20 protein-coding genes are annotated in these 26331 nt (G+C 69.9%); 10 read left to right on the top strand and 10 right to left on the bottom strand.

Annotated elements, in window-relative coordinates:
- The coding region (locus ACIP8W_RS25990; RefSeq protein WP_402204827.1) for a hypothetical protein at positions 1–281 on the bottom strand (281 nt) is incomplete at its 3' end.
- A 489-nt stretch (positions 282–770) separates the two neighbouring features.
- On the opposite strand from ACIP8W_RS25990, the gene tpg reads away from it, so the two are divergent.
- Positions 771–1328 carry a telomere-protecting terminal protein Tpg gene (gene tpg, locus ACIP8W_RS25985; RefSeq protein ID WP_402204825.1) on the top strand — a complete coding sequence of 186 codons (558 nt, stop codon included), beginning with the start codon at positions 771–773 and terminating at the stop codon, positions 1326–1328.
- A 33-nt stretch (positions 1329–1361) separates the two neighbouring features.
- Here the strand turns inward: tpg and ACIP8W_RS25980 are convergent, their stop codons facing one another.
- The 4 genes from ACIP8W_RS25980 to ACIP8W_RS25965 all read right to left on the bottom strand — a co-directional run bounded on the left by ACIP8W_RS25980 (position 1362) and on the right by ACIP8W_RS25965 (position 6422).
- Complete coding sequence (locus ACIP8W_RS25980) at positions 1362–2474, bottom strand: hypothetical protein (RefSeq protein ID WP_402204823.1); 1113 nt, start codon at positions 2472–2474, stop codon at positions 1362–1364.
- Between the two features lie 13 nt (positions 2475–2487).
- The gene (locus ACIP8W_RS25975; RefSeq protein ID WP_402204821.1) at positions 2488–3231 is read right to left on the bottom strand and encodes an AAA family ATPase; all 744 of its coding nucleotides are present in this window, start codon (positions 3229–3231) and stop codon (positions 2488–2490) included.
- Positions 3228–5054 carry a Mu transposase C-terminal domain-containing protein gene (locus ACIP8W_RS25970; protein WP_402204819.1) on the bottom strand — a complete coding sequence of 609 codons (1827 nt, stop codon included), beginning with the start codon at positions 5052–5054 and terminating at the stop codon, positions 3228–3230. Before ACIP8W_RS25970 ends, ACIP8W_RS25975 begins: the two co-directional genes overlap by 4 nt.
- Positions 5055–5135: 81 nt before the next feature.
- Positions 5136–6422 carry an AAA family ATPase gene (locus ACIP8W_RS25965; RefSeq protein WP_402204818.1) on the bottom strand — a complete coding sequence of 429 codons (1287 nt, stop codon included), beginning with the start codon at positions 6420–6422 and terminating at the stop codon, positions 5136–5138.
- Between the two features lie 357 nt (positions 6423–6779).
- On the opposite strand from ACIP8W_RS25965, the gene ACIP8W_RS25960 reads away from it, so the two are divergent.
- Both ACIP8W_RS25960 and ACIP8W_RS25955 read left to right on the top strand, forming a co-directional pair.
- Positions 6780–7295 (top strand): hypothetical protein, encoded by a 516-nt coding sequence (locus tag ACIP8W_RS25960; RefSeq protein ID WP_402204816.1) that lies wholly within the window; start codon positions 6780–6782, stop codon positions 7293–7295.
- A 144-nt stretch (positions 7296–7439) separates the two neighbouring features.
- Complete coding sequence (locus tag ACIP8W_RS25955) at positions 7440–9191, top strand: preprotein translocase subunit SecA (protein ID WP_402204814.1); 1752 nt, start codon at positions 7440–7442, stop codon at positions 9189–9191.
- Positions 9192–9649: 458 nt separating this feature from the next.
- Here the strand turns inward: ACIP8W_RS25955 and ACIP8W_RS25950 are convergent, their stop codons facing one another.
- Complete coding sequence (locus ACIP8W_RS25950; protein ID WP_402204812.1) at positions 9650–12502, bottom strand: glycoside hydrolase family 3 C-terminal domain-containing protein; 2853 nt, start codon at positions 12500–12502, stop codon at positions 9650–9652.
- 457 nt (positions 12503–12959) lie between these two features.
- Here ACIP8W_RS25950 and ACIP8W_RS25945 point away from each other — a divergent pair, with 457 nt between their 5' ends.
- The 6 genes from ACIP8W_RS25945 (at position 12960) to ACIP8W_RS25920 (ending at position 21716) form a co-directional block, all read left to right on the top strand.
- Positions 12960–14645, top strand: coding sequence for an extracellular solute-binding protein (locus ACIP8W_RS25945; RefSeq protein WP_402204810.1), 1686 nt, complete (start codon positions 12960–12962; stop codon positions 14643–14645).
- A gap of 4 nt (positions 14646–14649) precedes the next feature.
- Entirely contained in the window at positions 14650–15741 is a 1092-nt protein-coding gene (locus ACIP8W_RS25940; RefSeq protein ID WP_402204808.1) for an ABC transporter permease, read from the top strand.
- Complete coding sequence (locus ACIP8W_RS25935) at positions 15738–16694, top strand: carbohydrate ABC transporter permease (RefSeq protein ID WP_402154076.1); 957 nt, start codon at positions 15738–15740, stop codon at positions 16692–16694. Before ACIP8W_RS25940 ends, ACIP8W_RS25935 begins: the two co-directional genes overlap by 4 nt.
- Before the next feature lie 45 nt (positions 16695–16739).
- A complete protein-coding gene (locus ACIP8W_RS25930) occupies positions 16740–18935 on the top strand; it encodes a 1,4-beta-glucanase (protein WP_401958603.1) in 2196 nt (731 codons plus the stop codon).
- On the top strand, positions 18935–20917 hold the full coding sequence (locus tag ACIP8W_RS25925) for a beta-galactosidase (protein ID WP_401958601.1): 1983 nt from the start codon (positions 18935–18937) through the stop codon (positions 20915–20917). Before ACIP8W_RS25930 ends, ACIP8W_RS25925 begins: the two co-directional genes overlap by 1 nt.
- 91 nt (positions 20918–21008) lie before the next feature.
- Positions 21009–21716, top strand: coding sequence for a hypothetical protein (locus ACIP8W_RS25920; RefSeq protein ID WP_401958600.1), 708 nt, complete (start codon positions 21009–21011; stop codon positions 21714–21716).
- 15 nt (positions 21717–21731) lie between these two features.
- Here ACIP8W_RS25920 and ACIP8W_RS25915 read toward each other — a convergent pair whose 3' ends face one another.
- From ACIP8W_RS25915 to ACIP8W_RS25905, 3 genes are all read right to left on the bottom strand, one after another.
- Positions 21732–22754: a LacI family DNA-binding transcriptional regulator gene (locus tag ACIP8W_RS25915; RefSeq protein WP_402204806.1), complete on the bottom strand. Its 1023-nt coding sequence runs from the start codon at positions 22752–22754 to the stop codon at positions 21732–21734.
- A gap of 227 nt (positions 22755–22981) precedes the next feature.
- Positions 22982–23437: a DUF6114 domain-containing protein gene (locus tag ACIP8W_RS25910; RefSeq protein ID WP_401958595.1), complete on the bottom strand. Its 456-nt coding sequence runs from the start codon at positions 23435–23437 to the stop codon at positions 22982–22984.
- Positions 23438–23439: 2 nt separating this feature from the next.
- Positions 23440–24081 (bottom strand): DUF6230 family protein, encoded by a 642-nt coding sequence (locus ACIP8W_RS25905; protein ID WP_401958594.1) that lies wholly within the window; start codon positions 24079–24081, stop codon positions 23440–23442.
- A 629-nt stretch (positions 24082–24710) separates the two neighbouring features.
- Here ACIP8W_RS25905 and ACIP8W_RS25900 point away from each other — a divergent pair.
- On the top strand, positions 24711–25388 hold the full coding sequence (locus ACIP8W_RS25900) for a Tat pathway signal sequence domain protein (RefSeq protein ID WP_402204804.1): 678 nt from the start codon (positions 24711–24713) through the stop codon (positions 25386–25388).
- A 58-nt stretch (positions 25389–25446) separates the two neighbouring features.
- Here the strand turns inward: ACIP8W_RS25900 and ACIP8W_RS25895 are convergent, their stop codons facing one another.
- Positions 25447–26139: a response regulator gene (locus tag ACIP8W_RS25895; RefSeq protein ID WP_401958590.1), complete on the bottom strand. Its 693-nt coding sequence runs from the start codon at positions 26137–26139 to the stop codon at positions 25447–25449.
- Positions 26140–26331 lie beyond the last annotated feature (192 nt).

The raw sequence follows: 26331 nt of genomic DNA, 5'->3' as shown, positions 1-26331 counted from the left end.
GAGATTATCTGGCCGCCACCAGGGACACCCACGAGGCCACCAGCGGGGAAGATCACTGGCCGCCCACGGGGAGCACTACGAGGCCGTTGACACGGTTCGAAGATCATGACGCAGTGGTCGTGCGGCACAGGGACGGCGATTTTGCCCGGAAACTTGGCCTGTGTCTCGGTGGCTTCCCGTACCCAGTTGAGGGCTTCGTGGTAGCCGAGGTCTGTGCCCTGCTCGCGTGCGGTGCGCTGGAGTTCGCGGGCGCGCTGCTGCTCGGTGGTGCGTTTGGTCATGGACGGGTCCTCTCGGCACCGGGTCCTCGCCCCCACACGGCAACCCCGGCTCGATGGATCCTCAAGGTGCTCGTCAAGCGGTCCGTCGATCCCGGAAGACCTTCCACCAGTGGTCCGGGCAGTGTGGGTGTCCGGATGCGGTGTGGGCGTCGGCGAAGCCCAGGGCGTCAGCCCCGCGGGCAGGATACCGGCTCGGCCGCCGGCTCTTCGCCCTCGCCCGGAGATGCGGGCGACCAGGGCAATGGCGCTGTCCGCGTACGGATCGATGGCTCATGTGCGTGCCGAAGGACAGCACCGGGACGCTGGCGACTTTGTCGTGACCCGTGCCGTCGGCTTGTCGCCGGTGCTTGTCCAAGGGCTCATATCTTGCGGCAGCCAGTGCTGTCCCGAGAATGCAAGAACGGGCAGGCAGGGGCAGGCGACGTGGGAGAACTGACACGACGGACTGCAGATGCCTGCCCTGGCGGCTGGCCGCTTCGAGAGGCGGATGTGGGACAGATCGAGCAGGGGTTGGAGCGCGCGTTACGCACCCGGCCCGTTCCTGCAAGCACCGAGGCCCGCCTGCGGTTTCTGCTGGCATCACACGGTGGTTCCACTCGGCAGGTCGCCACCGTGCTGGAGGTGTCGCAGCGCACCGTGCAGCGGTGGGTGACGAAGAAGCCAGGAGCGCGTCGTCCGCCGGGTCCGCTGCAGGTGCAGGCGATCGAGGAAGCGGTCCTGGCCCGGTGGCAGCCCCGAATACGGGCCCGTCGACGTGCCCAGGCAGAGGCGGAGGGCTTCGTCTTCCATACCAGGGCGCGATTCGGGTTCGCGGCTCCTGCAGGCTCCTCTGACGACCCCCGGGTGCGGTGGATCACCCAGGACCTGCCGGGAGAGGTAGCCCGGGAGCTGTTCGCCGCCCGGGACGCCGGCGCGGGCGAACAGCAGCAGACGGTGATCCTCGCCCGCGCGCTGGGACACGCCTACTTCCGCGAATGGGGCCGCCGGGCCCACGGTCTGCACATCGTCTTCAGCGGCGTCGAGTCCGCCGACTTCTCGATCGGCTGAGCCTGCCCCTTCGAGCGACCGCGTCAGGGTGTTTCAGCGTCGTGAGGGCCTGATGCGACTGGTCGGCACGGCTTCGTACCGCTCGGCTTCCTGCCGCTCGCGCCAGTCCCACTCCACACGGCCGACCGGGCCTTCGCGGCGGGCTGCGGGCGGTTGGGGCGGGCGCAGCTTGGCCGTCTCCGCCACGCGCAGCAGGTGCGCACGGTCACCTGGCGCGGCGAGCAGTTCCTGGTCCTCGTCGGAGACGAGCCGAGTGAAGCGGGCCGCGGCCCGCAGGAAAACGCCCGCCCAGGGTGGTACGGGGTGGGCGGCGCAGCCGTCGGTGTAGCGGGCGCGGTCGTGGAGGGTGAGCGTGGCCGCGGCGGTGTCGTAGTCGCGGGGGCGTGCGGTCGCGAGTTGCTGGAGGGAGGCGCCGGTGAACAGCGCGGCGGCAACAGCCGCGGCCAGGCCAGGATGTGCGGTCGCCGCGTGCAGTCGGTGGGCGACTTTCTGGGCGGTGTGCGCGGTGAGAGGCACGGGCGGTGGGCGGTGCCGCCAGATGATCGGGGGCGGGGTGCACGGATCGGTGCAGGGGCGGGGGCTGTCGTAGGAGATGAGGCGGTCCAGTGCGGGCAGCGTGGGCCACCGGCCGGCCGTCCCGGCGGACTCATCTGGAGGCGGGGGTTCGGCGATAGGCATGCCGTAGTAGTGGCGGCGGGCCGCGTAGAGGTCGGTGGTGAGGGAGTAGTCGGCCGTCCGCAGGGCCTGGTACAGGGCGGCGGGAAGGCGGGGGCGGTGGCAGACCAGGGTCAGGTGGATACCAGTGAGGGTCTGTAGCTGGAGGAGGCGCATCGTGCGGCGGGTGGTGAGGCGGTGGGCGCGCAGGACGGTCAGCCGGGTGACGGGCAGGGCGGTGATCCAGGCCGTGGCGGCTTCCCAGGCGGGCTGGCGCCCGGCGGGGAAGCGCCCGGTGAGTAGGGGCGGTTTGCCCAGGGCGTCGAGAAGGTCGTGGGCGAGGCCGGTTTCGCTGGTAGTGCCCGGGCCGGGGTGCAGGGTGATCCGGCCGGAAGGCGGGTGGTGGGCGGCCAGGGCGGTGTGGGTGTGGATGACGTCGTCATCGCGGTCGATGACCACGGTGACGGACGGCGGCCGCGTGGCGTGAGGCATGGTGGTGTGGTGGTCAGCCAAGGCGGCTGAAGGCCCAGCGCAGCAGTTCCTGATCCACGCGGGGGCGGCCGGTGCGTGCCAGGGCGGTGCGGGTGTGCGCGGTCAGCTGGGCCCAGGCGCGGAAGTTGCCGTGCGCGGCGTGACTGTCGGCGAACGTGATGTCGTCGGGGTCGGCATCGGCCCAGACCGGGTGGAACAGCGGGATGACGTCGAGGACCTCGCTGGGGGCGAGGCGGGTGAAGTGCTGCCAGATGAAGATGCGGGAGGAGAGCATCGGTTCGCGGCGCAGCACGGTATGGCAGCCCTCCCCACCGACGAAGATGATCGCCAGCTGGGTGGAGGGTTCGTCCCACAGGTAACGGAAGTACTCGAACGCCTCCCCGTTGAGCCACTGGGCCTCATCGACCAGAAAGGTGCGGGGGCGCTCGGCCAGGGCGGTCTTGAGCAGACGGTCGAATTCGCTGGGGTGGCGCGGCGGCTCGCCGACCAGGTCGAGCGCGGTGAACAGCTCGTAGCGCACGGCCCGGGCGGTGGGGCGGGCGCGGAAGGTGATCTTGCGGACATCCTCGCCCGGTTGGAGTTCGCGCAGGCAGGTGTTGACCGCGAGCGTCTTGCCGAAGCCGGCGCCACCGTGGATACACATCATCGCGCGGGCGGCGACCGTATCGCCGATGTTCTCCCGTGCGGTGAGCAGGGCCCGGGTGGTGACCACGGAAGCGTCGGGCAGGTCGACGTACTGGTAGGTGGCCGCGGTCACGTGGCGTCTCCTGCGGGTCGGGAGTCGGGCTCCGGCGCAACGTCCGCTGACGGGTCGGCTGGAGCGGAGGCGGGCGGGGCTGGCGCTGTGCCGGCCGCGAGGGCGGGCGGGGTGCGCCAGTACGCCGGAGGCGGGGCGGGCGGGATCAAGTCGGGAAGTGCCAGCCGTGCGACGTCGGTGTAGTCGGAGGCGGCGAGTTCACGCTCGGCCTGGGCGGCCGTGACGGCTCCCAGCCGCTGGGCGGGCTCCGCGCTGGTGGTGGGGGCGAAGCGCTGGCGGCGCAGGCGTTCGGCGGCCTTCGTGTCGGCCCGCAGGCGCCGGGCGCGCTCCGCGCGTGCCTCGCGCAGCGCCTGCAGTTGCTCGGGGGTGGCCGCGTCCGCGAGGTTCGCCGGGCCGAGGTGGCGGCCGCGGGCGTCGCAGACCTCGATCCCGTGGTCGTGGTGGGGCATGTAGCGCACGCGGACCTGGCGGCCGGCCTGGCCGGTCATCCACGCGGCGGTGTAGGTGCGGCCGCGCCAGCTCACGCCGTGGCTGGTCAGCTTCCGGGGCCGACCGTCGTCCTCGAGGGTGAAGGCCCACAGGTCGGCGGCGGGGATGTCGGTGACAGGGGTCGGATCAGCCTGCCACGCCTCCAGCGGCGTACGGCCCGACAGGGCTTTCGGGCGGTGCGCGGTGTTCCACCAGTTCGTCCACTCCAGGACCTCTGCGGTGAAGTCCTGGAACGACAGGGCGGACAGCGCCCCCGCGGGACGTCCGCGCCGCTCCGAGCGGGGCCTGGTGGGCCCGGCGGTGTAGCCGGGCAGGGCGGCGAACAGCATCCGGTCCGCAGCCCGGTTGAGGCTTTCCACCGTGCCTTTCAGATGCGGGCTGTAGGCGGGCAAGTCCTTGACCGTCACACCCATCGCACCGAGCGCGGTGGTTACGGCGGCCGACAGGAAGTCCTTGCCCCGGTCCATCCTCACCAGCTCCGGCACTCCCCCGGCCGGGCCGTAGGGATCGTCCCGCACCACTGCGGCGCGCAAAGCAGCCAGTACCGACGCGCGGGAGGGATGGCCCGGGGTGACAGCGGTACCGGTGATGACCTTAGTGGCGGTGTCGATGAACCAGGTGATCCACGGGCGCACCAGGTCGCCGTCAGCGTCGACCAGCAGCGGGGCCTGGACGTGGTCAGTCTCCCAGGCGTAGTTGCGCCATGACGCCGGCCGCTTGCCGAACACGTCATGGGCGCGTGCTGCCTCCGGTCCGCTGGCGAGACCGGCGCGCTCCCCCGCCGTCAGATCGCGGCGCAGCGCGCGCAGGAACGTCGACAGGGACGGGACCGGATCCAGCAGCGGCACCTGCGACAGGGCTGCCCCGCCCGGCACAGCCACAAGGCCCGGCGGGACGGACACGGCAGTGCCGGACGTCTGCGTGCGTACGCCCCCGGCCTCGGCCGCGGCGCGCTCCACGAGCTGGCGGTGGACTGCGGAGGCGTTGCCGTGCCAGTACGCCAGCAGCACCCGGATTTCCGCGGTGATCTCGAACCTGCTCGTGTGGCGGGCTCCGGGGTGCGCAGCCGCCGCCGGGCTCCGGGACGCCTCAGCCAGCCACCGCCACACCGTGCGCTCCGATGCCCCCAGGCACTCCCCCGCCAGCCGCACGTGCTGCCGCGATAGACCGCCCCGGGCCCTCAGCGCCAGCAGGCGGCGCACCGCCGGCGCCCGCAGCGCAACCAGCGACTGCTTTCCGAGCACGCCGGCCGGATCCCCCGACGGTGGCGGCCACTGTCCTCCCGCGTCAACGCCGTGGCCGCCGTTGGTGTCCCTCGATCCGCTGTCCGTCATCTCGCCGTTTCCCTCCTTGCCGAACGGGGTGAGGTTCTCTGCCGCCGGAACCGATGCGTCCCGGGCGCGTGAGAGTGGCGGTCATGAGTACGGACCGAGCCGGGCGCAGGCCTGGTCGATCGCGTCCCGATCCACACCCGCACCGGGGTCGCGGCCCCGGGCTGCACAGACATGCGAGGTGATCTTCGCCCAGGTACGGAAGTTGCCGCGGGCGGTCTGCTCATCCGCCCGCCCCAGGTCGGCCGGGTCAGCGTCCTCCCACACCGGGTGGAACAGACCCAGCGTCCGCGGTACGTCCTGCGTGTCGAGGCGGCTGACCTGGTGCCAGGTCAGAACCCGGGAACGCATCGCCGCGGCTCGGGCCAGCGCCCGCTCGCTGCCCGCCCCGCACAGCACCAGGGCAGCCGCACAGCCCGGCGAGTCCCACAGCTGCCGCAGGTAGTCCAGCACCGGCGGCGACAGACGCTGCGCGTCGTCGAGGAACAGCACACCCGGCTCAGCCAGCGCCTCAGCCAGCGCTTGGTCGGCCGGTCCGGCCCGGTGGGTCAAGGACCCCGACGGCAGTCCCAGCGCCTCGCACAACGCGGCCCGCACCTGCGGCAGCCCGGGCCTGACTCCCACCACCGCCCGCCACACCGGCACCCGGGCAGGCAGCAGATGCAGAGCCTGCTCGACCGCGACCGTCTTCCCCAGCCCCGTGTCCCCGTACACACAGCCGATCCCCCGCGCGGCGACCGTATGCCCCACCGCCTCCACCACCCCGGCCACCTGCCGCGTGGACACCAGCCGCGCTCCCGGCGCGTACAGGCGCACTCCACCCGACACCCGGGTACGCGAAGCGGTCTTCACCACGCCGGGCCGCTGTTCACCGCCCGTGCCGGACGGCATGGCATCCGGGCCGTCCACGACCGGCGGACCGTTCGCACCCTCTGCGAAGCCGAGTTCGGCCAGCGCCCGGTCGTACCGGCTCGGCTCCACCCGGCCCGACGCCGCCCGGGCGACCTGAAGCACCCGGCCCGCCCGCAACTCGTCCTTGATCGCACGGTGCAGGGTCGCCAAGGACGGCACAAACTCCGCCCCCCAGTGCTCCAGGACGCCCTCGTCCTGCGCCCGGAGCATCGTTCGGCGCAGTTCGGCGACGTTCCCGCCCGCCTGGGTCAGCACCTCCCACAAGGCGTCCCCCACCACGAACCCGCCCTGCCGTGGCCGCGCCTCCAGCCGCCCCTCGCGTCCCTCGGCCAGCCACCGCCATACCGTCCGCTCCGTCACGCCCGCCAAACCGGCCGCGATCCGCACGTGCAACGACGACAGACCGCCCTCCCCCCGGTCCACCACGAGCAGCCGCCGCACCACCACAGCCCGCTCCACCTGCCCGGCCTCCGCCGAACCAGGCGGACCCGGCGCCGTCTCCCCCACCGGGGTTCCCGAACCCGTCACAAGGCCAACCCCACCGCCCCGGCCACCCCCTCCACACGAAGACCGGCAAACCCAACACAGCCGGGCCGCGATCTGCTAGCCGCACCGTGACAGCCACCCGGTCACCCCATGACAGCAGCGGTCTCCCACCCGCGACCGCCGACCACCCGGCTAACCGCAGACAGCTGTCGAAAGTGGCTGCTGTGCAACGCCAAATCCTTTGCTGGCCGCCCGTATTGTGTGGTGAAGTGCCCCATGGGCTCCCGCACGAAGCGACGCGAAGCGCGCAACAAGAGACATCGCCGTTCCGTGCCGGAGACGCTGGTGCTCGATCCGCACGCGCAGGTCATAGCGGATTCCTTGACCACCATGACCACGCTCATGGCCTCCTTCACTGACGACGACCCTGCATCTGAGGCTGACGCGGCCTTCGCCACGGCGATCGAGGAGTTCGTCGTGGAGGTGCGGCGTTTCGACGCGATGCGGCTTATCGAGGTGGCTCGTCAGCGATTCTTGCCGATGGCCCGCGAGGGCGAGATACCTGTCACTGCGGAAGCGGGCGCGGTCTACGTCGAACTGCTGGCGCTGATTGCTCTGACCGCCCGGCAGGAGGCAGGGACGACGGTCGGGCCCGAAGCCGGATTTCAGGAGATGAGCCACTTCGTCTCCAGCGCGAAGGAAGAGCTGAGCAAGGTCCTCCACCTTGCTCAGCTGCGTTCATTCGCGCGTGCTGACCCGAACGACAAGCTCGCCACGGTGTCTTTGTTCATTCGGGGCGCCGAAGTATGGATGCGCAATCCGTCATATCCGGAAATGGTAGAGTAAACCAATCTGGCGCTCCTTGACGGCGTTGAGAGCGTCCGCGCAGCCCTGCAGGCGCAACTGGGCTTCGACGCCGCGGATGCAATAGCCGTCCTCAACGCCTGCCACGACCTGCAGCAGGACAGACTGAACGACCGCATTGAGGCGATGGGCAATGCGGTCCTGGATGCGATGGCGGCGGAGGACGAAGGCCGGGCGAACAGGCAACTGACGGAGCAGGCCATGCTCAGCGTCACGTCGATGTTCGAGCCACCTGCCGAGCAGGCCACTGTCACGATCGACGACATCGTTGCGCATACGAGCCTGCCGGAAGAATGTGTCCGGGCCGTTGTCGAGCGGTTCCGCCTGGACCTGGGGACGGACAGTCCGATAGATGTCGTCGAGGCGTTCACCAGCGGAAGGAACCCGCTGCGAACACGGCCACTCATCGTGGGCGCAGACGGGCGTCTGATGCTGCCGCACCCGGCGTTGAATGTGTTCGCTGTGCGGGAGAACATCGAGGAACACCTGAAGAAGACAGCTCCGGTGTGGAGCCAGTACGCCAAGCATCGCGGAGACCTTCTCGAATCCCGCACACACGCCGCGCTGGAGCGTGTGCTTCCCGGCGCTCGTTTCCGGCGCGGATTGGAGTACTACCTACCCGCGAGCGATGATGAAGCTGAGGCCGCCGACCCGTCGAAGTACACCAAACGGGCCGAGGGCGACCACCTCATCGTCCTCGACGATGTCGCCATCATCGTGGAGGACAAGGCCGTCGCTTTGAGCGCCCTATCCCGCGGAGGCAAGGCGGCACGGATCCGTACCGACCTGACCGGCATCATCACCAAAGCAGCCGACCAGGCCGGGCGCATGCGCGACGCCATCGAGCGGGACGGCGGCCTCCGCACCAAGAACGAGGGATGGATCGACCTCAGCCAAATCCGTGAGATCCACACCATCGCCGTCAGTCTCGATGACCTATCAACGGTCCTGACTGCCACCGCCGAGCTGGTGCGGGCCGGCCTGCTGGCCGAGGGCAACATTCCATGGACGGTATCTCTGCACGATCTCGAGCTGATCACCGGACTGGTGGCACGTCCGGCCGAGTTCCTGCTGTACCTGCGTCGGCGCCGCAACCCCGACGTCACCGTGATGTTCCACGCGCCCGACGAAATGGATCTGTTCCTGTACTTCTTCGAGGCATGCCTTTGGGTGGAACCCGACCCGGTGCAGGTGCGTGCGGCGTTCCCCTTCCTGCCCGAGCCGACCACAGCCGAACTGCGCCGCTACCGAACAAGAAATCCTGCGTTCCTGACCAGCCGAACCGATGCGCTGGACCAGTGGTTCCACACCCAAGACCGCGACGGCGCGCGCTCAGCACTGGCGCCCAAGCCGGCGATGGTGCCATCACCGCTCGCGCCACTGGTCGACGAGTTGCAGTCCCGCAATGTCACTGGATGGCTGAGCATCGGCGCCACGCTGCTGTCTGGGGCAACCGACGTGCAGCACAAATTCGCCCGCCACGGCAGCGAACTCCTCGACAGTCCGAGCCCCGAGGGCCGTAGCCTGACCGTGCCGCTCACGGCCAGCGTCGACCCGGCAGAGGGCTGGCTGTTCGTGTGGGCCACCCATCCGGCTGGAGCCGATTCCGAAGAGACGGACAGGAGGTTCCGCAACTACCTCCGAGCTAAGAAGCACCAACTCGGTCTGCTGCGAGGCGTCGTCTTCCTCTACGACCAATCAACCCGCAAGCTCCTCGATATTTGTTACGACGGGCACACCGGACCGCTTGATGCTGCTCAGACGGCCATCTTGTCGTCCTTGCGGCCGCCCTCAGAGCTTCATCGCTCAATCCACCCGAACGCCAAGCGGCCGCAAGGCGGCACGAGGAACGCAACACGGCACAAGCGGAAGCGATAGGAACAACCCTCGCCAGAAGCCCCTCCGGCGACACCAGCGCCGCCGATCATGGACCTACGTCACATCTCGACGCACTGCGGCGTCGGTGAGCAGCCGGATCCGTAGGACAGGCTTGTGCGCCTTCTGCGGCCCTCGGCTTCGTCCACAAGCGCCTGGAAAGATCTTCGTCGCGGTATGCCGACAACATCGGCCTACGACAAACCCCCGATAGGAACAGCCACCCCCACGACAGCGAACCTGCCCCACCCCAGCTGCTCAACGGCAGCCATTTGGTCACCTCATGGCAGCAGACCAGCACACGTCCACAGCGCATGACCAGGCAATCAACAACCGAACACCGCTGACACACAACCCCTGCCACTAACACGCCCACTCACAGTCCGCTGCCGGGCCGCGCCCGCCGCCTCCGTAGTGGCCGGAGCGGATCGCCCCGCGCCCGGAGGGGGCAGCCGCCGGGCTCAGGCCGGGAAGTCGAGGCGTGCGAGGCGGATCGGGCCGCTCAGGGTGGCCTGGAGGTCCCGCACTCCGGAGAGGCTCAGGCCGGTGCGTACCGTGATGTAGTCGTACGGGCCACCGCTGCCCGTGATCGCGGCCGTGGCGAGGATTCCGCCCCCGGGCAGCGCGAGGGCGACCGTGCCCGTCCCGGACGCCTCGATGGTGACGGCAGCCGTTCCGTCCCCGAAGTCGCAGGCGCGGAAGAGCAGTTCGCCCTTTCCGCCGTCCGGGGTCACGGCGTCGCCCGACACCTTCGTACGGTCCACGATCACGGTGCCGGTCTGTTCGTCGTAGTCGGTGGCGGACAGGCCGTTCTTCAGCACCGGCCGGGCCCGCGGGGTGTTCTCCGGGAGGGTGACCCCGGCCGAGCAGCGGATGTCCGCGCTGGACGCGCCCGCCTCGAAGACCTGGAGCCCGCCCGGTACGGTCCATTCCCCGTGCGCCACGTCGTAGTAGCCGATCCCGGCCAGGGGCACGGTCAGTTCGACCGTACGGGACTCCCCCGGGGCCAGCGGCACGCGCGCGTGCCCGACGAGCTGGCGGTACGGACGCCGGACCTGGGGGGCCGCCTCGCGGACGTACCACTGCACCACCTCGTCGGCGGTCCGGGGACCGGTGTTGGTGACGGTGACCCTGACACGTACCGACTCGCCGGTCACCTGCACCGTCAGGCGGCCGTAGCCGAAGGAGGAGTACGACAGTCCGTGGCCGAAGGCGTACAGCGGTGTGCCGTCGAAATAGAGATACGTCTGGCGCGATCCGATGATGTCGTAGTCGAGCAGCGACGGCAGATCCGCGTCGTCCGCGTACCAGGTCTGCGGCAGCCGGCCGGCCGGGGACACATCGCCCGCCAGCACCCCGGCGAGCGCGGTGCCCGCGGCCTGGCCGCCGTGAGCGGTCCACAGCAGGGCGGGCAGCGCGGCATGCGCGTCCGGTACGGCATAGGGATAGGACGAGGCGAGCACCAGCACCGTACGGGGGTTGGCGGCGTGGGCGGACCGCCACAGCCGCTCCTGGTGGGCCGGCAGGGCGAGGGTCGCGCGGTCCTCGGTCTCGCGGCCGCCCAGGTGCGGATCGTTGCCCGCCACGACGACGACCACCTCGGCGTCGGCGGCGGCGCGGGCCACCGCATCCTCGCCACGCTCCGTGACAACGATCTCGAACAGATCACCGTGTTCGGCAACCTTCAGACCGTCCGCGGCGGCTGATACGTACCGACCGGTTCCCAGGTGCAGAAGGAGATGCGCGCCGTCGTGCGGTTCGAGCCGGAAGCTCTCCTGGACCACCCAGCCGCCGGGCTGGTCCGCAGCGGCCCGTACATAACCGTCGTCGGCCACGGAGAGATAGCGTCCGTCGGGGGCGCGCAGGGTGAGCAGCCCGTTCCCCCAGTCGGCCAGGGCCAGTTCACTCGCCCCGGCCTCGTCGTCGGCGCGGGTCAGCGGGGGCAGGTCGGTGCGGCCCGCGAGCAGCGCCGGGTCGAGGGCGCCCGCCGCGCCGCGCTCCGCCGCCGCGCCGCCGTCCTGCGTCCCGGGCTCGGGGACGCGTACCCAGCCGCCCGCCGTGATCCTCAGCCGCACCCGGTCCACGCCCTCGGCATAGGTGACACACGCGGCACCGAAGCGCTCGGACAGACCGTCGAGCGGGGTGGAACGGTGGATCAGAGTGCCGCTGTACCAGTCGAGTTTGCACTCGTCGGCGAGCAGCCCGACCACCGCGATCCGGCTGCCCGGGGCGAGCGGCAGCAGGCCGTCGTTCTTGAGCAGGACGACAGCCTGTTCCGCGGCCTCCCGGGCAAGCGCGCGGTGCCCTGGGGTGTCCCAGCCGTCGGCGGGGGTGATGCCGGCGTGCGGGTCGAGGCCCGGATCGAACTCACCGAGCGAGAAGCGGACCGCGAGCTGGCGCCGTACCGCCGTGTCGATGTCGTCCTCGCCGATCAGCCCCCGCGCCAGCGCGCCCCGGATCCGGCCAATCATGACGGAGGAGTCGGTGCCGTGGTCGGTGAAACTGTCGACCCCCGCACGCAGCGCCGCCGCCGTGGCCTCCTCGTGGGTGTCGAAGTATGCCTCGGAGTCGGTGAGATTGCTGGGCGCGCCCGCGTCGGAGCAGACCAGGAGGTCCCGTTCGGTCCAGCCGCGCAGGTGTTCGCGCAGGGCGGGCGAGAGATGGTTGGGCCGCCCGTTGACCAGGTTGTACGCGGGCATCACACCGGCCACCGCGCCCGCCTCCACAGCGCCCCGGAAAGCACGCAGATCGTACTCGTGCAGGACCCGCGGGCGGATCGAGGAGGACGTGGTGTCCCGGTCCGTCTCATTGTTGTGGGCGAGCCAGTGCTTGAGCACCGGCGCGGTACGCCAGTAGACGGGGTGGTCACCGCGCAGCCCCCGGGTGTACGCGACGGCGATGGCCGAGGTCAGCACCGGGTCCTCCGCGTACCCCTCCTCGTTACGGCCCCACAGGGGGTGGCGCAGCAGATTGACCGTGGGGGCCCAGACGTTGAGGCCCACGCGCCCGTCACGGGTACGCAGGGCACGTACCTCGATGGACACGGCCTCCCCGATCCGGCGCACCAGATCCTCGTTCCAGGTCGCGCCGAGCCCGACCGCCTGCGGGAAGACAGTCGCGGGCCCCATCCAGGCGACACCGTGCAGTGCTTCCTGACCGGTACGGAAAGCAGCGACGCCAAGGCGTTCCACGGCAGGCGCGAACTGATGGAGCATGGCGGTCTTCTCCTCCAGCGACAGCCGCGCAAGCAGATCCTCGACACGGTCACCAGGAGAAAACCCCGGATCACGGAAAAACGGCTGGACTGCAGTCACGGATAGTTTCCCCTTGGAGGAGTGGGAGGAGCCCGGATGGCCGACCACACCGAAAACCGACCGGGACGGTCCCCGGACCCGCGGGCTTTCGAAGCGCTTCGATGCTCCGAGTCCGATCGTCCGATGTCAAGGCATCCCGGAACAACGGCACTTCGGAGGAGCCGACCGGCAACATGGCTCTCTCTGCGCTCTGTTGAACAGGGTCCTACCAGGGGTAAGGAATCTTGGGATCGACTCTTGTGCCTCCGGATGCGTTCATTTAACCTCGCAGCAACATCGAAGCGCTTCGACAGATTTCGGCCGGATCCAGCGGTGGACGTTCCCCGTCGCACCCGTTACCCGTGGCCCGTCAGGCCGGTTCCATCCGTTCCACTCATGGCATCTCCACTCATGACATCGCAGCCGACCGGCGGGCGTTTCCGCCGGATGGTCCGGCGCACCACGAAGGGTTGACGCAATGACGCCGAGGTCCTCCTCCGCCCCGAGCCGGAGAAGTTTTCTCTCCTCCACGGCGGTAGCCGCCGCGGTGGTGGCCGGCGGGGCACCGCTGCTCTCCGCCTGTTCCAGCGCCCCGGGGAGCAGCAGCAAGGGGGGAGGCACCACCTCCGGCAAGGACGCGAAGAAGATCCTGCCGGCCTTCGTGGCACAGAACGTCGTCACCCCCGACATCCCGTCGAAGAACGGTTCCTCGGCCGGTTTCACCCGGCCGCTGAAGACGGCGGACCTCGAAACATCGGTCCCCACGCCGCTCGGCAGGGGCAGCACGGTGAAGGTGATGGCCCCCTTCTGGGGATCGCCGCCGAAGGCACGGAACCCGTACTACGACGCGATGAACAAGCTGATCGGCGCCGATCTCGTCTGGCACAACCAGGACGGCAACACCTACGACCAGAAGCTCGGCGCGGTGCTCGCCTCCAGCGAGATCCCCGACATGGTGGTGATCCCCAGCTGGAACCTGGGCGGCAGGATCCCGTCCGCCGTCATCAGCAAGTTCGCCGATCTGGGGCCGTATCTCTCGGGTGACAGGATCAAGGAGTACCCGAACCTCGCGGCGATCCCCACCGAGTCCTGGCAGCGCTCTCTCTTCGGCGGCAGGCTGCGCGGTATCCCGATGCCCAGTTCGTACGTGGCGAACATCGTGCCGTTCTACCGCAAGGACGTCTTCGACCAGGAGGGGTACGAACTCCCCACCTCTGCGGACGAGTTCCTGGCGCTGGCGAAGGACATCACCAACGCCAGGGCCAAGCGCTGGGCCTGTGACGACATGAAGTGGACCGCGTTCAATATCTTCGGGGTGCTCTCCGGCAGCGAGAAGCCGCTCGGGTGGAACCTGGTCGACGGCGAACTGGTCTACCGGGTCGAGACCGACGCGTACCTCGAAGCGCTGGAGTGGACCCGCAAGCTGTACGCGGCGGGGTACGTCCACCCCGACGCCAGGGCGGGCAGGACCCAGGGCGACCCCGGGCTGCGCTTCACCTCCGGCGAGACCCTGATCTACAACCAGGACATCTCCCACTGGTACGGAAAGACCGCCGAACAGGCCACCCGGAGGACCGGGGTCGTCATCTGGGGCATGGACCTCTTCGGCCATGACGGCGGCGACCCGACGCTGTGGGCCGGATCGCCCGCCAACATCTGGTCGTTCATCAGCGCCAAGGCGTCCGATGCGGTGGTCCGGGACGCGCTGGCCGCCGCCAATGTGACGGCCGCGCCGTACGGCACCAAGGAGTACATGCTCACGCAGTACGGCGTGGAGGGTGTGCACTACACCGTCGAGGACGGGCTGCCCGTCAAGAACGACAGGGGCAACACCGAGGTCGTCAACGCGTACGTCATGCTCGACGGCCCCCCGCCCACGCTCGCCCACCCCGATCTGCCCGACATCACCACGGCGCAGGTCGCGTGGCAGCAGCGGATGGGCGCCTTCACCGAGAAGTCCTCCTTCTACGGGCTCCAGATCACCGAGCCCGCCCGCTACACCAATCTCTCCAACGACTTCGAGCAGTTGGAGGACGATGTGGTGCGCGGCCGGAAGAAGATCAGCGACATGCAGCAGGCGGTGTCCGACTGGAAGAGCAAGGGCGGCGACCAGCTCCGCGACTGGTACCGCAAGCTGCTGGACGACAGTTCGCCGCAGGGGTGACGGAGTGCCCCACAGCACCGCGTCCGGCACCGACCGGACACCCGACAACGGACACCACACGCCCCCCGCACACGGCTCCCACGACGGGCGGGCGGACGGGCCCGCCCCGTCCCGCCGGACACGTGCCACCGCGCGGGTGGCCAAGGGCGCCGGGCCCGATGTCACGGGCCGGCTCCCGCTGCGGACCCGGTTCCGCAAGGACCGGGCCCTGATCCTGATGACCGTGCCGGTCGTCCTGCTCGTCCTGGTCTTCAACTACCTGCCCATCCTGGGCAATGTCGTGGCCTTCCAGGACTACGACCCGTACATCAGCGACAACGGCCTCATCGCCATCCTGGAGAGCCCCTGGGTCGGGGGCGAGCAGTTCCAGCGGGTCTTCGCGGACTCCGCGTTCTGGGACGCGGTGACCAACACACTGGTGCTGTTCCTCCTCCAGCTCGTGTTGTTCTTCCCGGTCCCGATCGTGCTCGCGCTGCTCATCAACAGTGTGCTCAGGCCCCGGATCCGGGCCTTCGCCCAGGCCGTGCTGTATCTGCCGCACTTCTTCTCCTGGGTGCTGGTCATCACCGTCTTCCAGCAGATCTTCGGCGGCGCGGGCATCATCGCGCAGACCCTGCGGGAGCGCGGCCACGAGGGCTTCGACCTCATGACCGACCCGGAGGTCTTCAAGTTCCTGGTCACGTTCGAGGGCGTCTGGAAGGACGCGGGCTGGGGAATCATCGTCTTTCTGGCCGCGCTGACCTCGGTGAGCCCCGATCTGTACGAGGCCGCCGCGATGGACGGCGCGGGCCGCCGGCGCCGGATGTGGCATGTCACACTGCCCGCGCTGCGGCCGGTGATCGCCCTGCTGCTGGTGCTGCGGGTGGGTGACGCGCTCACCGTCGGCTTCGAGCAGATCCTGCTGCAACGCGACGCGGTGGGACCGGGCGCCGCCGAGGTCCTCGACACCTATGTGTGGTGGAACGGTGTGCGCAACCAGGACTTCGGTTACGCGGCCGCCGCCGGCATCGTCAAGGGCGTGGTCAGCCTCGGGCTGGTCCTCGCGGCCAACAAGATCGCCCATCTGATGGGCGAGCAGGGGGTGTACAAGAAGTGAGCACCCTGACCACTCCCCCGGTACGAAAGACCGGCGCACCGCCCCGGGCGGGCCGCCGGTGGGCGGCGCCCGACCGGCCCGTCTGGGAGGAGCCGCCCGGCCGGGCCGGGCTCGCCGGCAAGGCGGTCGTGCTGGCCGCCGCCTGTCTGGCGGTCCTCTTCCCGCTGTGGATCGTGATCGTCACCAGCCTCTCCACCAAGCAGACCGTCAACGAGGCGGGCGGGCTGGTACTGGTCCCCCGGGGGATCACCTTCATCGCGTACCAGGAACTCCTCAGCGGCGGCCAGGTCACCCGCGCCGCGCTGATCAGTGTGGGGGTCACCCTGGCCGGTACGGCCTTCTCGATGACGGTGTCGGTGCTCGGCGCGTACGGGCTCTCCCGCTCCGGATCGCTCGGGCACCGCTGGATGCTGATGACACTGCTCGCCACCATGTTCTTCGGCGCCGGGCTGATCCCCACCTATCTGCTGGTGCAGACCCTCGGGCTGACCGACACCTATCTCGCGCTGATCCTGCCGAGCGCGGTCAGTGTCTTCAACATCCTGGTGTTGCGCGGCTTCTTCATGGGGATCTCGCCGGAACTCACCGACAGCGCGCGGATCGACGGCGCCGGTGATCTGCGCATCCTGTGGACGATCGTGCTGCCGCTGTCGCGTGCGGTGATCGCGGTGATCACACTCTTCTACGCGGTCGGGTACTGGAGCGCGTGGTTCAACGCGTCCATCTATCTGAGCGACCAGGACATGATGCCGCTCCAGAACATCATGATCCAGCTGGTCCAGAAGCAGGAGCCGCCCGTCGGCATGGGCCAGGCGATCAAGACGGGCCGGCTCTCCCAGCTGTCCGTGCAGATGGCGGTGATGGTGATGGCGCTCGTACCGGTCGCCGTGCTGTCCCCGTTCGTCCAGAAACACTTCAAGAAGGGCATGCTCACCGGCGCCGTCAAGGGCTGAGACGCCGGGCCCGCGCCCCCCATCCCCCCACCGGAAGGTGACGTCATGTCCGATCCCGCAACCGGACCCAGCAGACGTACCGTTCTCGCCACGACCGCCGCGGCCGCCGCCGCGCTCACCCCGGCCGGCACCCCCGCGCTCGCCGCGCCCCGGCCGAAGGCCACGGGCACCACCGCGGCGCAGCCGTACAACTGGCGTACCGCCGCCATCGGCGGCACCGGGTTCATCACCGGTGTGCTGTTCCACCCGACGGTACGGGGACTGGCCTACGCCCGCACCGATATCGGCGGCGCCTACCGGTGGGACGACGCGGCCCAGCGGTGGGTGGCGCTCACCGACCATCTCGGCTGGGACGACTACAACCTGCTCGGGGTCGAGGCCCTCGCCGTCGACCCGAACCAGCCCGACCGGCTGTATCTGGCGCTCGGCGCCTACACCCAGTCCTGGGCGGGCAACGGCGCCGTGCTGCGCTCGTCGGACCGGGGGGCCACCTGGAGCCGTACCGATCTGCCCGTGAAGCTCGGGGCCAACGAGGACGGGCGCGGGACCGGCGAACGGCTGCTGGTGTCCCCGCTGAACAGCGACATCCTGTTCCTGGGGACCCGGCAGGGCGGACTGCTCCGCTCCACGGACCGGGGCGCGAGCTGGGCACGGGTCTCCTTCCCGGCCACACCGAACCCCTCCGGGCAGGGCATCACGTTCCTGGTGGCCGCCGGGCGCGCGGTGTACGCGGGGTGGGGCGACGGCGGCAGCGCGCTCTACCGTACGACCGACGGGGTCAGCTGGCAGGCGGTGCCCGGCCAGCCGTCCGGCGCGTCGGCGCAGGTGCCGGTCCGGGCGGCCTACGACGCGGGCGCGCAGGCGCTGTACCTCACGTACGCCAACACACCGGGTCCCAACAACCAGACCGACGGCTCGGTGCGCCGGCTCGCCGTCGCCACCGGGGTCTGGAGCGATGTGACCCCGGTGAAGCCCTCGGGCGGTGACACCTTCGGCTACGGCGGTGTGGCCGTCGACGCGCGGGTCACCGGCACCGTCGTGGTCTCCACCAACAACCGCTGGGGTCCGGTCGACACGCTCTACCGGTCGACCGACGGCGGCGCCCACTGGACCTCGCTGAAGGACACCGCCACCCTCGACGTACGCGAGACACCGTTCCTGAACTGGGGCGCCACCCCCAAGTTCGGCTGGTGGATCCAGGCCGTGGCGCTCGACCCGTTCGACTCGAAGCATCTGGTGTACGGGACCGGCGCGACCCTCTTCGGGACGCGTGACCTGGTGCGCTGGGCGCCGCAGATCCGGGGTCTGGAGGAGTCGGCGGTACGCCAGCTCATCGCGCCGCCCTCCGGTGCCCAACTGCTCAGCGGGCTGGGCGACATCGGGGTGATGTACCACGAGTCGCTGACGGTCTCCCCGTCCCGGGGCATGGCCGTGAACCCGGTCTTCGGCTCGGCGACCGGGCTGGCCGTCGCCGCGCTCAAACCCGCGTATGTGGTACGCGCGGGCTGGGGCGACCAGGGCAACGGCGCCTCTTCGACGGACGGCGGCCAGAGCTGGCGGCCCTTCGCCGGGCAGCCGTCGATCGCCTCCAGCGCGCCGGGGCCGATCGCGGTGAGCGCGGACGGCGCGACCCTGTTGTGGTCGTTCGTCCACTGGGACGGGACGAAGCACCCCGGTTTCCGCTCCACGGACGGCGGTGCGACCTGGAGCGAGGTGACCACCTTCCCCCGGGGCGGCACACCGGTCGCCGACCCCGTGGACCCCCGGCGCTTCTATGTGTACGACACGGACGGGGGCACGGTGTTCCGGTCCACCGACGCGGGCGCGACCTTCGTGCGGGGCGCGGGCTCGCTGCCGGCCGGGGACGTCCAGTTCCGGATCGCGGCGGCGCCGGGGCGCACCGGTGACCTCTGGCTCTCGGCCAAGTGGAACGGCCTGTACCGGTCGACCGACGGCGGTACGTCCTTCACCAAGCTGACCAGTTGCTGGGGCAGTTACGCGCTGGGTTTCGGGAGGGCGGCCCCGGGGGCCGCGTACCCGGCGGTGTTCCAGACCGGCGCGACCGAGAACTTCGTCGGTGTGTACCGCTCGGACGACACCGGCGCGAGCTGGACACGGATCAACGACGACGCCCATCAGTGGGGCTGGACCGGTGAGACGATCACCGGCGATCCCCGGGTGTACGGCCGGGTCTACCTCGGTACCAACGGCCGTGGAATCCAGTACGGAGATCCCCTCTGATGCCCTCCCTGAACGACTCGACGCGCGGCCGGCTGCTCTTCGGCGGCGACTACAACCCCGAGCAGTGGCCGCAGGAGATCTGGTCCGAGGACGTGGCGCTGATGAAGGCGGCCGGGGTCAACTCCGTGACCCTGGGGGTGTTCTCCTGGTCGAAGCTCGAACCTCGGCCGGGAGCAAGGGACTTCGGCTGGCTCGACCGGCTGATGGATCTCATGGAGACCACCGGGATCGGTGTGGTGCTGGCCACCCCGACTGCCTCTCCCCCGCCGTGGATGGGCGCGCGCCACCCCGAGACGCTGCCGCGCGACGAGGACGGCCGGACCGTGTGGTGGGGTTCGCGGCAGCAGTTCTGCCCCAGCTCGCCCGTCTACCGCACCTACGCGGCGGCCCTCACCGAGGATCTGGCGCTGCGGTACGGCGGCCATCCGGCCCTGCGCATGTGGCACATCAACAACGAGTACTGCACACACTGCTGGTGCGACGAGACCGGCCGCCACTTCCGCCGCTGGCTGCGTGCCCGGCACGGAAGCCTCGACGCGCTCAACGAGTCCTGGGGCACGGCCTTCTGGAGTCAGCGCTACGACTCCTGGGAGGAGATCATCCCGCCCCGGCGCGCGCAGTACATGAGGAATCCGGGGCAGGTGCTCGACTTCCGCCGGTTCACCTCGGACGCGCTGCTGGAGTGTTACACCGCCGAGCGCGATATCGTCCGGCGGCACACTCCGCACACCCCGGTGACCAGCAATTTCATGCCGTTGTGGTCGGGGCAGGACGCCTGGCGGTGGGCCGAGGAGGAGGACGTCGTCTCGGTCGACATCTATCCGGACCCGCGTGACGAGCACGGCGGCCAGTACAACGCGATGATCGGCGACATGACCCGTTCCCAGGCGGGCGGGCCGTGGGTGCTGATGGAGCAGGCCGCGGGGCCGGTCAACTGGCGTGGGGTCAACCACCCCAAGCCTCGTGGTCTGAACCGTCTCTGGTCCCTCCAGTCCGTGGCCCACGGCGCCGACGCCATCTGCTACTTCCAGTGGCGCCAGTCCCGCCAGGGCGCGGAGAAGTTCCACTCGGGGATGCTCAACCACGCGGGCGAACAGGGCCGTATCTTCCAGGAGATCAAGCGGATCGGCGCCGATCTCGCCCTACTGGGACCGTATGTGGCAGGGGGTCGGGTACGGGACGAGGTCGCCGTTCTGCACGACTGGGACTCCTGGTGGGCGGACCAGCAGGACGGCCGGCTCTCGTCGTGTCTGGATTACGCCGAGATCGTACGCGCCTGGCACCGCGCCCTGTGGGAGTCGAACCTGCCCACCGGCTTCGCCCGGCCCGGCCACGATCTGAGCGCGTACCGGATGGTGGTCGTCCCGCATCTGTATCTGCTCGGCGACGCCGCGATCGACCATCTGGTCGCGTACGTCAGGGGCGGGGGCACCCTGGTGTCCGGGTTCCTGACGGGCGTCGCCGACGAGGACGACCGGGTGCGGGCGGGCGGGATGGACGGACGGCTGCGCGAACTGTTCGGGATCCGGACGGTCCACGAGTGGTGGCCGCTCGACCCGGACGAGACCGTGGAGTGCGACGGCTTCCGCGCCTCGTTGTGGTCGGAGGAGCTGGAGCTCTCGACCGGCGAGAGCGTCACCTCGTACCGCAGTGGCGAGCTGGCCGGGCTCCCCGCCGTCGTACGCGAGGGCCGGGCCTGGTACGTCTCGACGCTTCCCGAACCCGAGGCCCTGCGGGGGCTGTTGGCGCGGGTGGCGGACGGCGCGGGTGTCCGGCCCACGCTGGAGGGGCTGCCCGCCGGGGTGGAGGCGGTGCGCCGCGGCGAGTTGCTCTTCCTGCTGAACCACGGCGGGAAAGCTCTCACCGTGCCGGTCGCCGGCCGCCATCACGAGGTGCTCGGCGACCGGCCCGTGGAGGGCTCGGTCGAGCTGGAGCGCCACGGTGTGGCCGTCCTGCGGGAGGCCACGCCCATCACGCCGTAACACCGACCCCGACACCGCGGAACAGGCAGCGCACCACGCCTGTGGTACACCTGTTTCCGCACTTCCCCCCACCCCTCATGGAAGGGACACCATGAAACTCCGCATACCGGGCAAGCTGCTCCTCGCCCCCGTCGTCGCGTTCGCCGCGCTGGTCGGCTTCGCCGCGGCGCCCGCGCAGGCCGCCATCTGGTCCTCGTCCGACCAGTGGGGCAACTACACCACCTCCGACGGCTACACCCTCTACAACAACATCTGGGGTGCGGGCGCGGGCCCCCAGTCCATCTGGGCCAACTCTTCGTCGAACTGGGGGGTTTGGGCCAGCCACCCGAACACCGGCGGCATCAAGTCGTACCCGAACGCCAAGAAGATCATCAACAAGCCGCTCACCACGCTGTCCTCGCTCAGGAGCGGCTACAACGTCACCGTCCCGTCGTCGGGCGCCTACAACACGTCGTACGACATCTGGGACAGCAACCACGACTACGAGATCATGCTCTGGGTCAACTACCGGGGCGCGGTCAGTCCGCTCGGCACCTCGCAGGGGACCCTGACACTCGGCGGGCACACCTGGACCGTCTACAAGGGGAACAACGGCAGCAACGAGGTCTTCTCCTTCCTGCGCACCTCGAACTCCACCTCGGGAACGGTCGACATCCTGCCGATCCTGAAATGGGTCAAGGACACCAAGGGCTGGTGGGGCAATGTGACCATCGGCGACGTGCAGTTCGGGTACGAGGTCACCTCGTCCCCCGGCGGTCTGGACTTCACGACGAACAGCTTCTCCGTCTCGGGGAGTTGATCGCGTACGACCGGATCAGCGCGGGTCCCCGAGAACGGCCCGGGGGCCCGCGCTCTCCCGGACGGTCAGCTCCGGACGGATCAGAACCACCTCGCCCGTACCGTTCCCGGCGAGTTTGGCGACCACCTGCTCGACCGCGCGGCGGCCCATCTCCTGCGCGGGGACGGCCACGGAGGTGAGCGGGACCTGAGCCTGGACGGCGACCTGGTCGGGACAGATCGCGACGACGGAGATGTCCTCGGGAACGGCTCTGCGGTGCTGGCGGAGCAGGGCGAGCAGCGGATCGGTGGCGGCCTCGTTCTGAACGACGAAGGCGGTGGTGCCGGGGCGTTCGTCGAAGATCCGGCCGACGGTGGCGGAGACCGCCGCGTAACTGCCCTCACAGGGGCGGTGCAGCAGCCGGATGCCCAGCTCCCCACTGCGCTCGCGCAGCCCGCCCAGGGTGCGTTCGGCGAACCCGGTGAGGCGTTCGTAGACCCCGGGGGCCTCGCCGATCACGGCGATCTCCCGGTGTCCGAGTCCGGCCAGATGCTCCGCGCACAGGGCGCCGGCCGCGGCGAAGTCGAGGTCGACGCAGCTGAGTCCGGTGGCGTCGGCGGGCAGTCCGATGAGGACCGCCGGACGGTTCGCCGCGCGCAGCAGCGGCAGCCGGTCGTCGTGCAGCTCCACGTCCATCAGGATCATCGCGTCGGCCAGGGCACTGCCCTCGATACGGCGGACCGCGGCCGGCCCCTCCTCGCCGGTGAGCAGCAGAACGTCATACCCGAAAGCGCGGGCGGTGGTGGCGACGGCGATGGCGATCTCCATCATGACCGGCACATACATATCGGTACGGAGCGGCACCATGAGGGCGATGATGTTGGACCGGCTGCTGGCCAGCGCGCGGGCTCCGGCGTTGGGGTGATAGCCGAGCTGCTCGATACTGCGCTCGACCCGTTCACGGGTGGCCACGGAGATGGACCGCTTACCACTGAGGACATAACTCACCGTGCTGGCGGAGACTCCTGCATGCTGAGCTACATCAGCGAGGGTGACCATGCGGATCTCCAAGGCGGACCGTGTGAAGTGAAGCGCTTCGACTCACAGGCCCCCGAGAGTAATCGGCCCGTCCGTGACCTGTCCACAGTCGGATCGAAGCGCTTCGACACAAGGGCCCGGACATACGAAACGCCGGACCGCCCCCATGGGCTGTCCGGCGTCCGGTTCCTCCTGCTGACAGCGGTGACGTGACTGCTCGCGATGCCGGTACGGAAAGAGCGGAACGCTCAGGACTCCGCACGCTCCCGCACCTCGGCGGACCCGCGGCGCCACACGCGCGGCTCCTGGTCGGGCAGCCACCCGAAGGCCAGGGAACTACCGATGACACCAAGGAGCAGCCCGACGAAGAAGCCGCCCAGGTTGGAGGTCACCCAGGTACCGAGTGAAACCAGCACCCCGATGACCGAGTAGAACAACCGCTGCCCGGGGTTGGTGAGGATCAGCAGCCCGCACACAGCCATGACCAGCGGCAGCAGATACGCGGCGATACCGCCCGCACCCGCATGCAGCACGACCGAGACAGAAGCCCGCTCGGTGAGCAGGATCTCGCCCCCGCCGAGCAACAGCAGCAGTCCGCCCCAGAAGGGCCGGGCCCTGCGCCAGCGGGCGAAGGCCCTCGGCGGGCGGCGCCCGCTGTCCGGGACGGCTGTCCCGGACAGCGGGCCCGGCGCGGCGGAGTCCACGCTCAGCAGCCCTTCGAGCTGAATTTGAGGTGGAGGTTGGGCAGCCTGAACCTGACCGCCGTGGTGGCCCAGTTCGTCTGCCGCAGGTTGGTGATGGTGACGGTGTCGGCCTGCTGCCCGAAGACACCCAGCCCGCCCCTGGCGCTGCCCTTGTCGAAGGTGCTGGCATCCCCGCCGATCTCGATGTTGTCGAAGTCGGCGGTGTCACCGGAGAGCACAGTGGAATCGGTGGTCAGATCAGTCGCGGTCACGGGGGTGCCCTTGTTCCCGGCCGTGATGTGCAGGAAGGTCCCGCCGAGCTCAACACTCTGGCAGAGCTTGGTCAGCTCGGCTTTCTTGATGGCGGAGACCACCACCAGGACCTGCCCGCCGGTGTCGCCCGCGTTGGGGCTGTCCGGCGCCATGTTGTCGAGGGCTCCGAACTGTGCGAACCCGTCGCCCACCATCCGCTCGGCGGTGACGGTGAAGGGCATGCCGGAGATGGCGAACTGAGCGGCGATGGCGCCCTGCGCCGTGAGGACCACCAGGGCGGCGGCCGCGGCGAAGGCGGGCGCCCCCATGAGGGCGGCCCTGCGCAGTCGTACTCTTCCCCGTGGTTCGGCTCTCGCGGGTGTTTCACCGCCGGTGACTTCGGACGTGGCCATGAGCTGCTCCTGAAGGTGTGGTGACCAAAGCGAGCGTGCGCGGCGATGTCCTGGCGCGGACGGCTCCCGGCGCCGAAGGGTTTCGACGGTGTGCTACGGCGCTGCCACGGGAGTCGCGGTTAAGTTACTCTCAGGTACCAGCACGGTCAACCACCTTGTGAAAATTGGGTGTTGCTCATGTGTGCGGCGCTGCAGGCAGGGACGTCCGAGGTACCCCGATCGGCCGCGCCACCAGCGCGTTGCTAACCCCGACAGCCCCTCTGACGTCCGGGTACCGCGGGTAACTTTCCTTGGGGACTTCGCTCTTGAACCCTTGACTCCGCCCACCGCGCAGGTCTACAACGCTCTTGGGTTTCCTTCCGTACCGCGCTGTCCGCGCCGCGGGGCGGGGCCATGGCGCCGGCCCCGTTCCCTACCCGCTCACCCGCCCGTTTCCCCGTACCGTCCTCCCGCTCCACCGCCGAGGCGAAAGCGCCCGCGCGGGGGCAGCGGACGGGAACGCCGGTCACACTCCGCCCCCGACGACCCGCGCGGCCGAGCCGCTCCGCCGGGTCCCGCCCCACCCTGCCCCCACCCCGCACGCCTCACCCCGCCACCGCTCAACCCTCCGCTCGCGAAAGGGACTTCGCATGGGTGCTCGACGCACACTCCTCGCCGCCGCCGGCCTCACCGCCGTCGCCGCTCTGCTCACCGCCACCTCGGCGTCCGCCGCAGGCAGCGCCGCCCAGGCCGGCAACGTCCTCACCTACGGCAGCGCGACCGGTCCCGCGGTCGCGGTCGGCGACGTACTGACCTCGTCGCTCAGCTCCGGCACCACGGTGGCGATCCGCACCGCCGTCGGCGGAACCACCGGAATCACCTGCACCGCCTCGCAGTTCACCGCCGCCGTCACGGCCAATCCGACCGCCCCCGGCGCCGCCACCGAGTCCGTCACGGCACACACCTTCGGCGGCTGCTCCAGCAACATCTTCGGCACCACCGGGGTGCAGAGCATCATCCTCGGCAATCTGCCCTATGTCGCGACGGCCGCCTCCGCGGGGACCCTCGATGTGACGGCGGGGACCGCCGGCCCCATCCGTACGACGGTCACGCTCAACACCATTCTCGGTGTGATGGTCTGCGGCTACACCTCGGCGGGACTGAGCGGCACGACCTCCAACACCGATAATTCCATCACCTTCGCCAACCAGCTGTTCACCAAGTCCACGGGCCCCCTCACCTGCCCGTCCAGCAGCTACTTCTCGGCGAAGTACGCCCCGGTCCAGGACACCAGCCAGTCCGGGAGCCCGTCCGTCTTCGTCAACTGACGCAGCAGCGACCGCGGTACGCCCCTCCCCGGACCCCGCGTACCGGTCCGGGGAGGGGTCAGCGCGGCACCGCCCACGCGTAGAGGTGCTCCGGGCGGCCCGTGTCGCCGTACTTCAGGGTGAGGCCGATGTGCCCGGTGCGCTCCAGGTACTTGAGGTAGCGCTGGGCCGTGGAGCGGCTGACCCCGGTACGCTCGGCCACCTCGTGGGCGGAGAGCGGCCGGCCCGACTCGCCCAGCACCCGGCGGATGAGGCCGGCCGTCGCGGCGGAGTGGCCCTTGGGGAGTGCGGAGCGTGGGGCGTCCGCGATCCGGAAGGCGCTGAAGATACGGTCCACCTGGTCCTGGCCCGCCTCGCCCCGGCCGCCGACGCGGTCGAGGGTACGGCGCAGCGCGGTGTAGCCGTCGAGTTTCGCGCACAGCCCGGAGAAGCTGAACGGCTTGACGAGGTACTGGAGCGCGCCGTACCGCATCGCGGCCTGTACAGTGGCCACATCGCGCGCCGCCGTCACCATGATCACGTCGGCGTGGTGACCGAGCTGGCGCATCCGCCGCACCAGGGTCAGCCCCGTCTCGTCGGGCAGATAGTGGTCGAGCAGCACCAGGTCGACATGGCCGCGCTCCAGTGCGGCCAGCGCCTGCGCGGCGGTGTGGGCGCGGGCCGTGACCCGGAAGCCGGGCACCTGGGACACGTACGCGGCATTGATCTCGGCGACGCGGAAGTCGTCGTCCACGACAAGGACATCGATCATGGTGGCTCTCCTCTCCCCCGCCCGCGCGGGCCGGCTCTTCCGGCGCCCCGGCTCCCTGGCGCCCCGGTGTTGCTGTTGCAACGACTCTCTCCGGTTTACGTCGTTGTGAACGCAACGTAAGCCGAAAGGGCTCCGCTGCCCAGCCCCTTGCGCCGCTTTTGCCGTTCCGGCGTGAGCACAATGGGCAGAACG

The organism is Streptomyces sp. NPDC088554 (assembly GCF_044752945.1).
GTDB lineage: Bacteria > Actinomycetota > Actinomycetes > Streptomycetales > Streptomycetaceae > Streptomyces.
The sequence above is the reverse complement of the archived record's forward strand: the minus strand, read 5'-3'. Positions and strand labels throughout refer to the sequence as shown.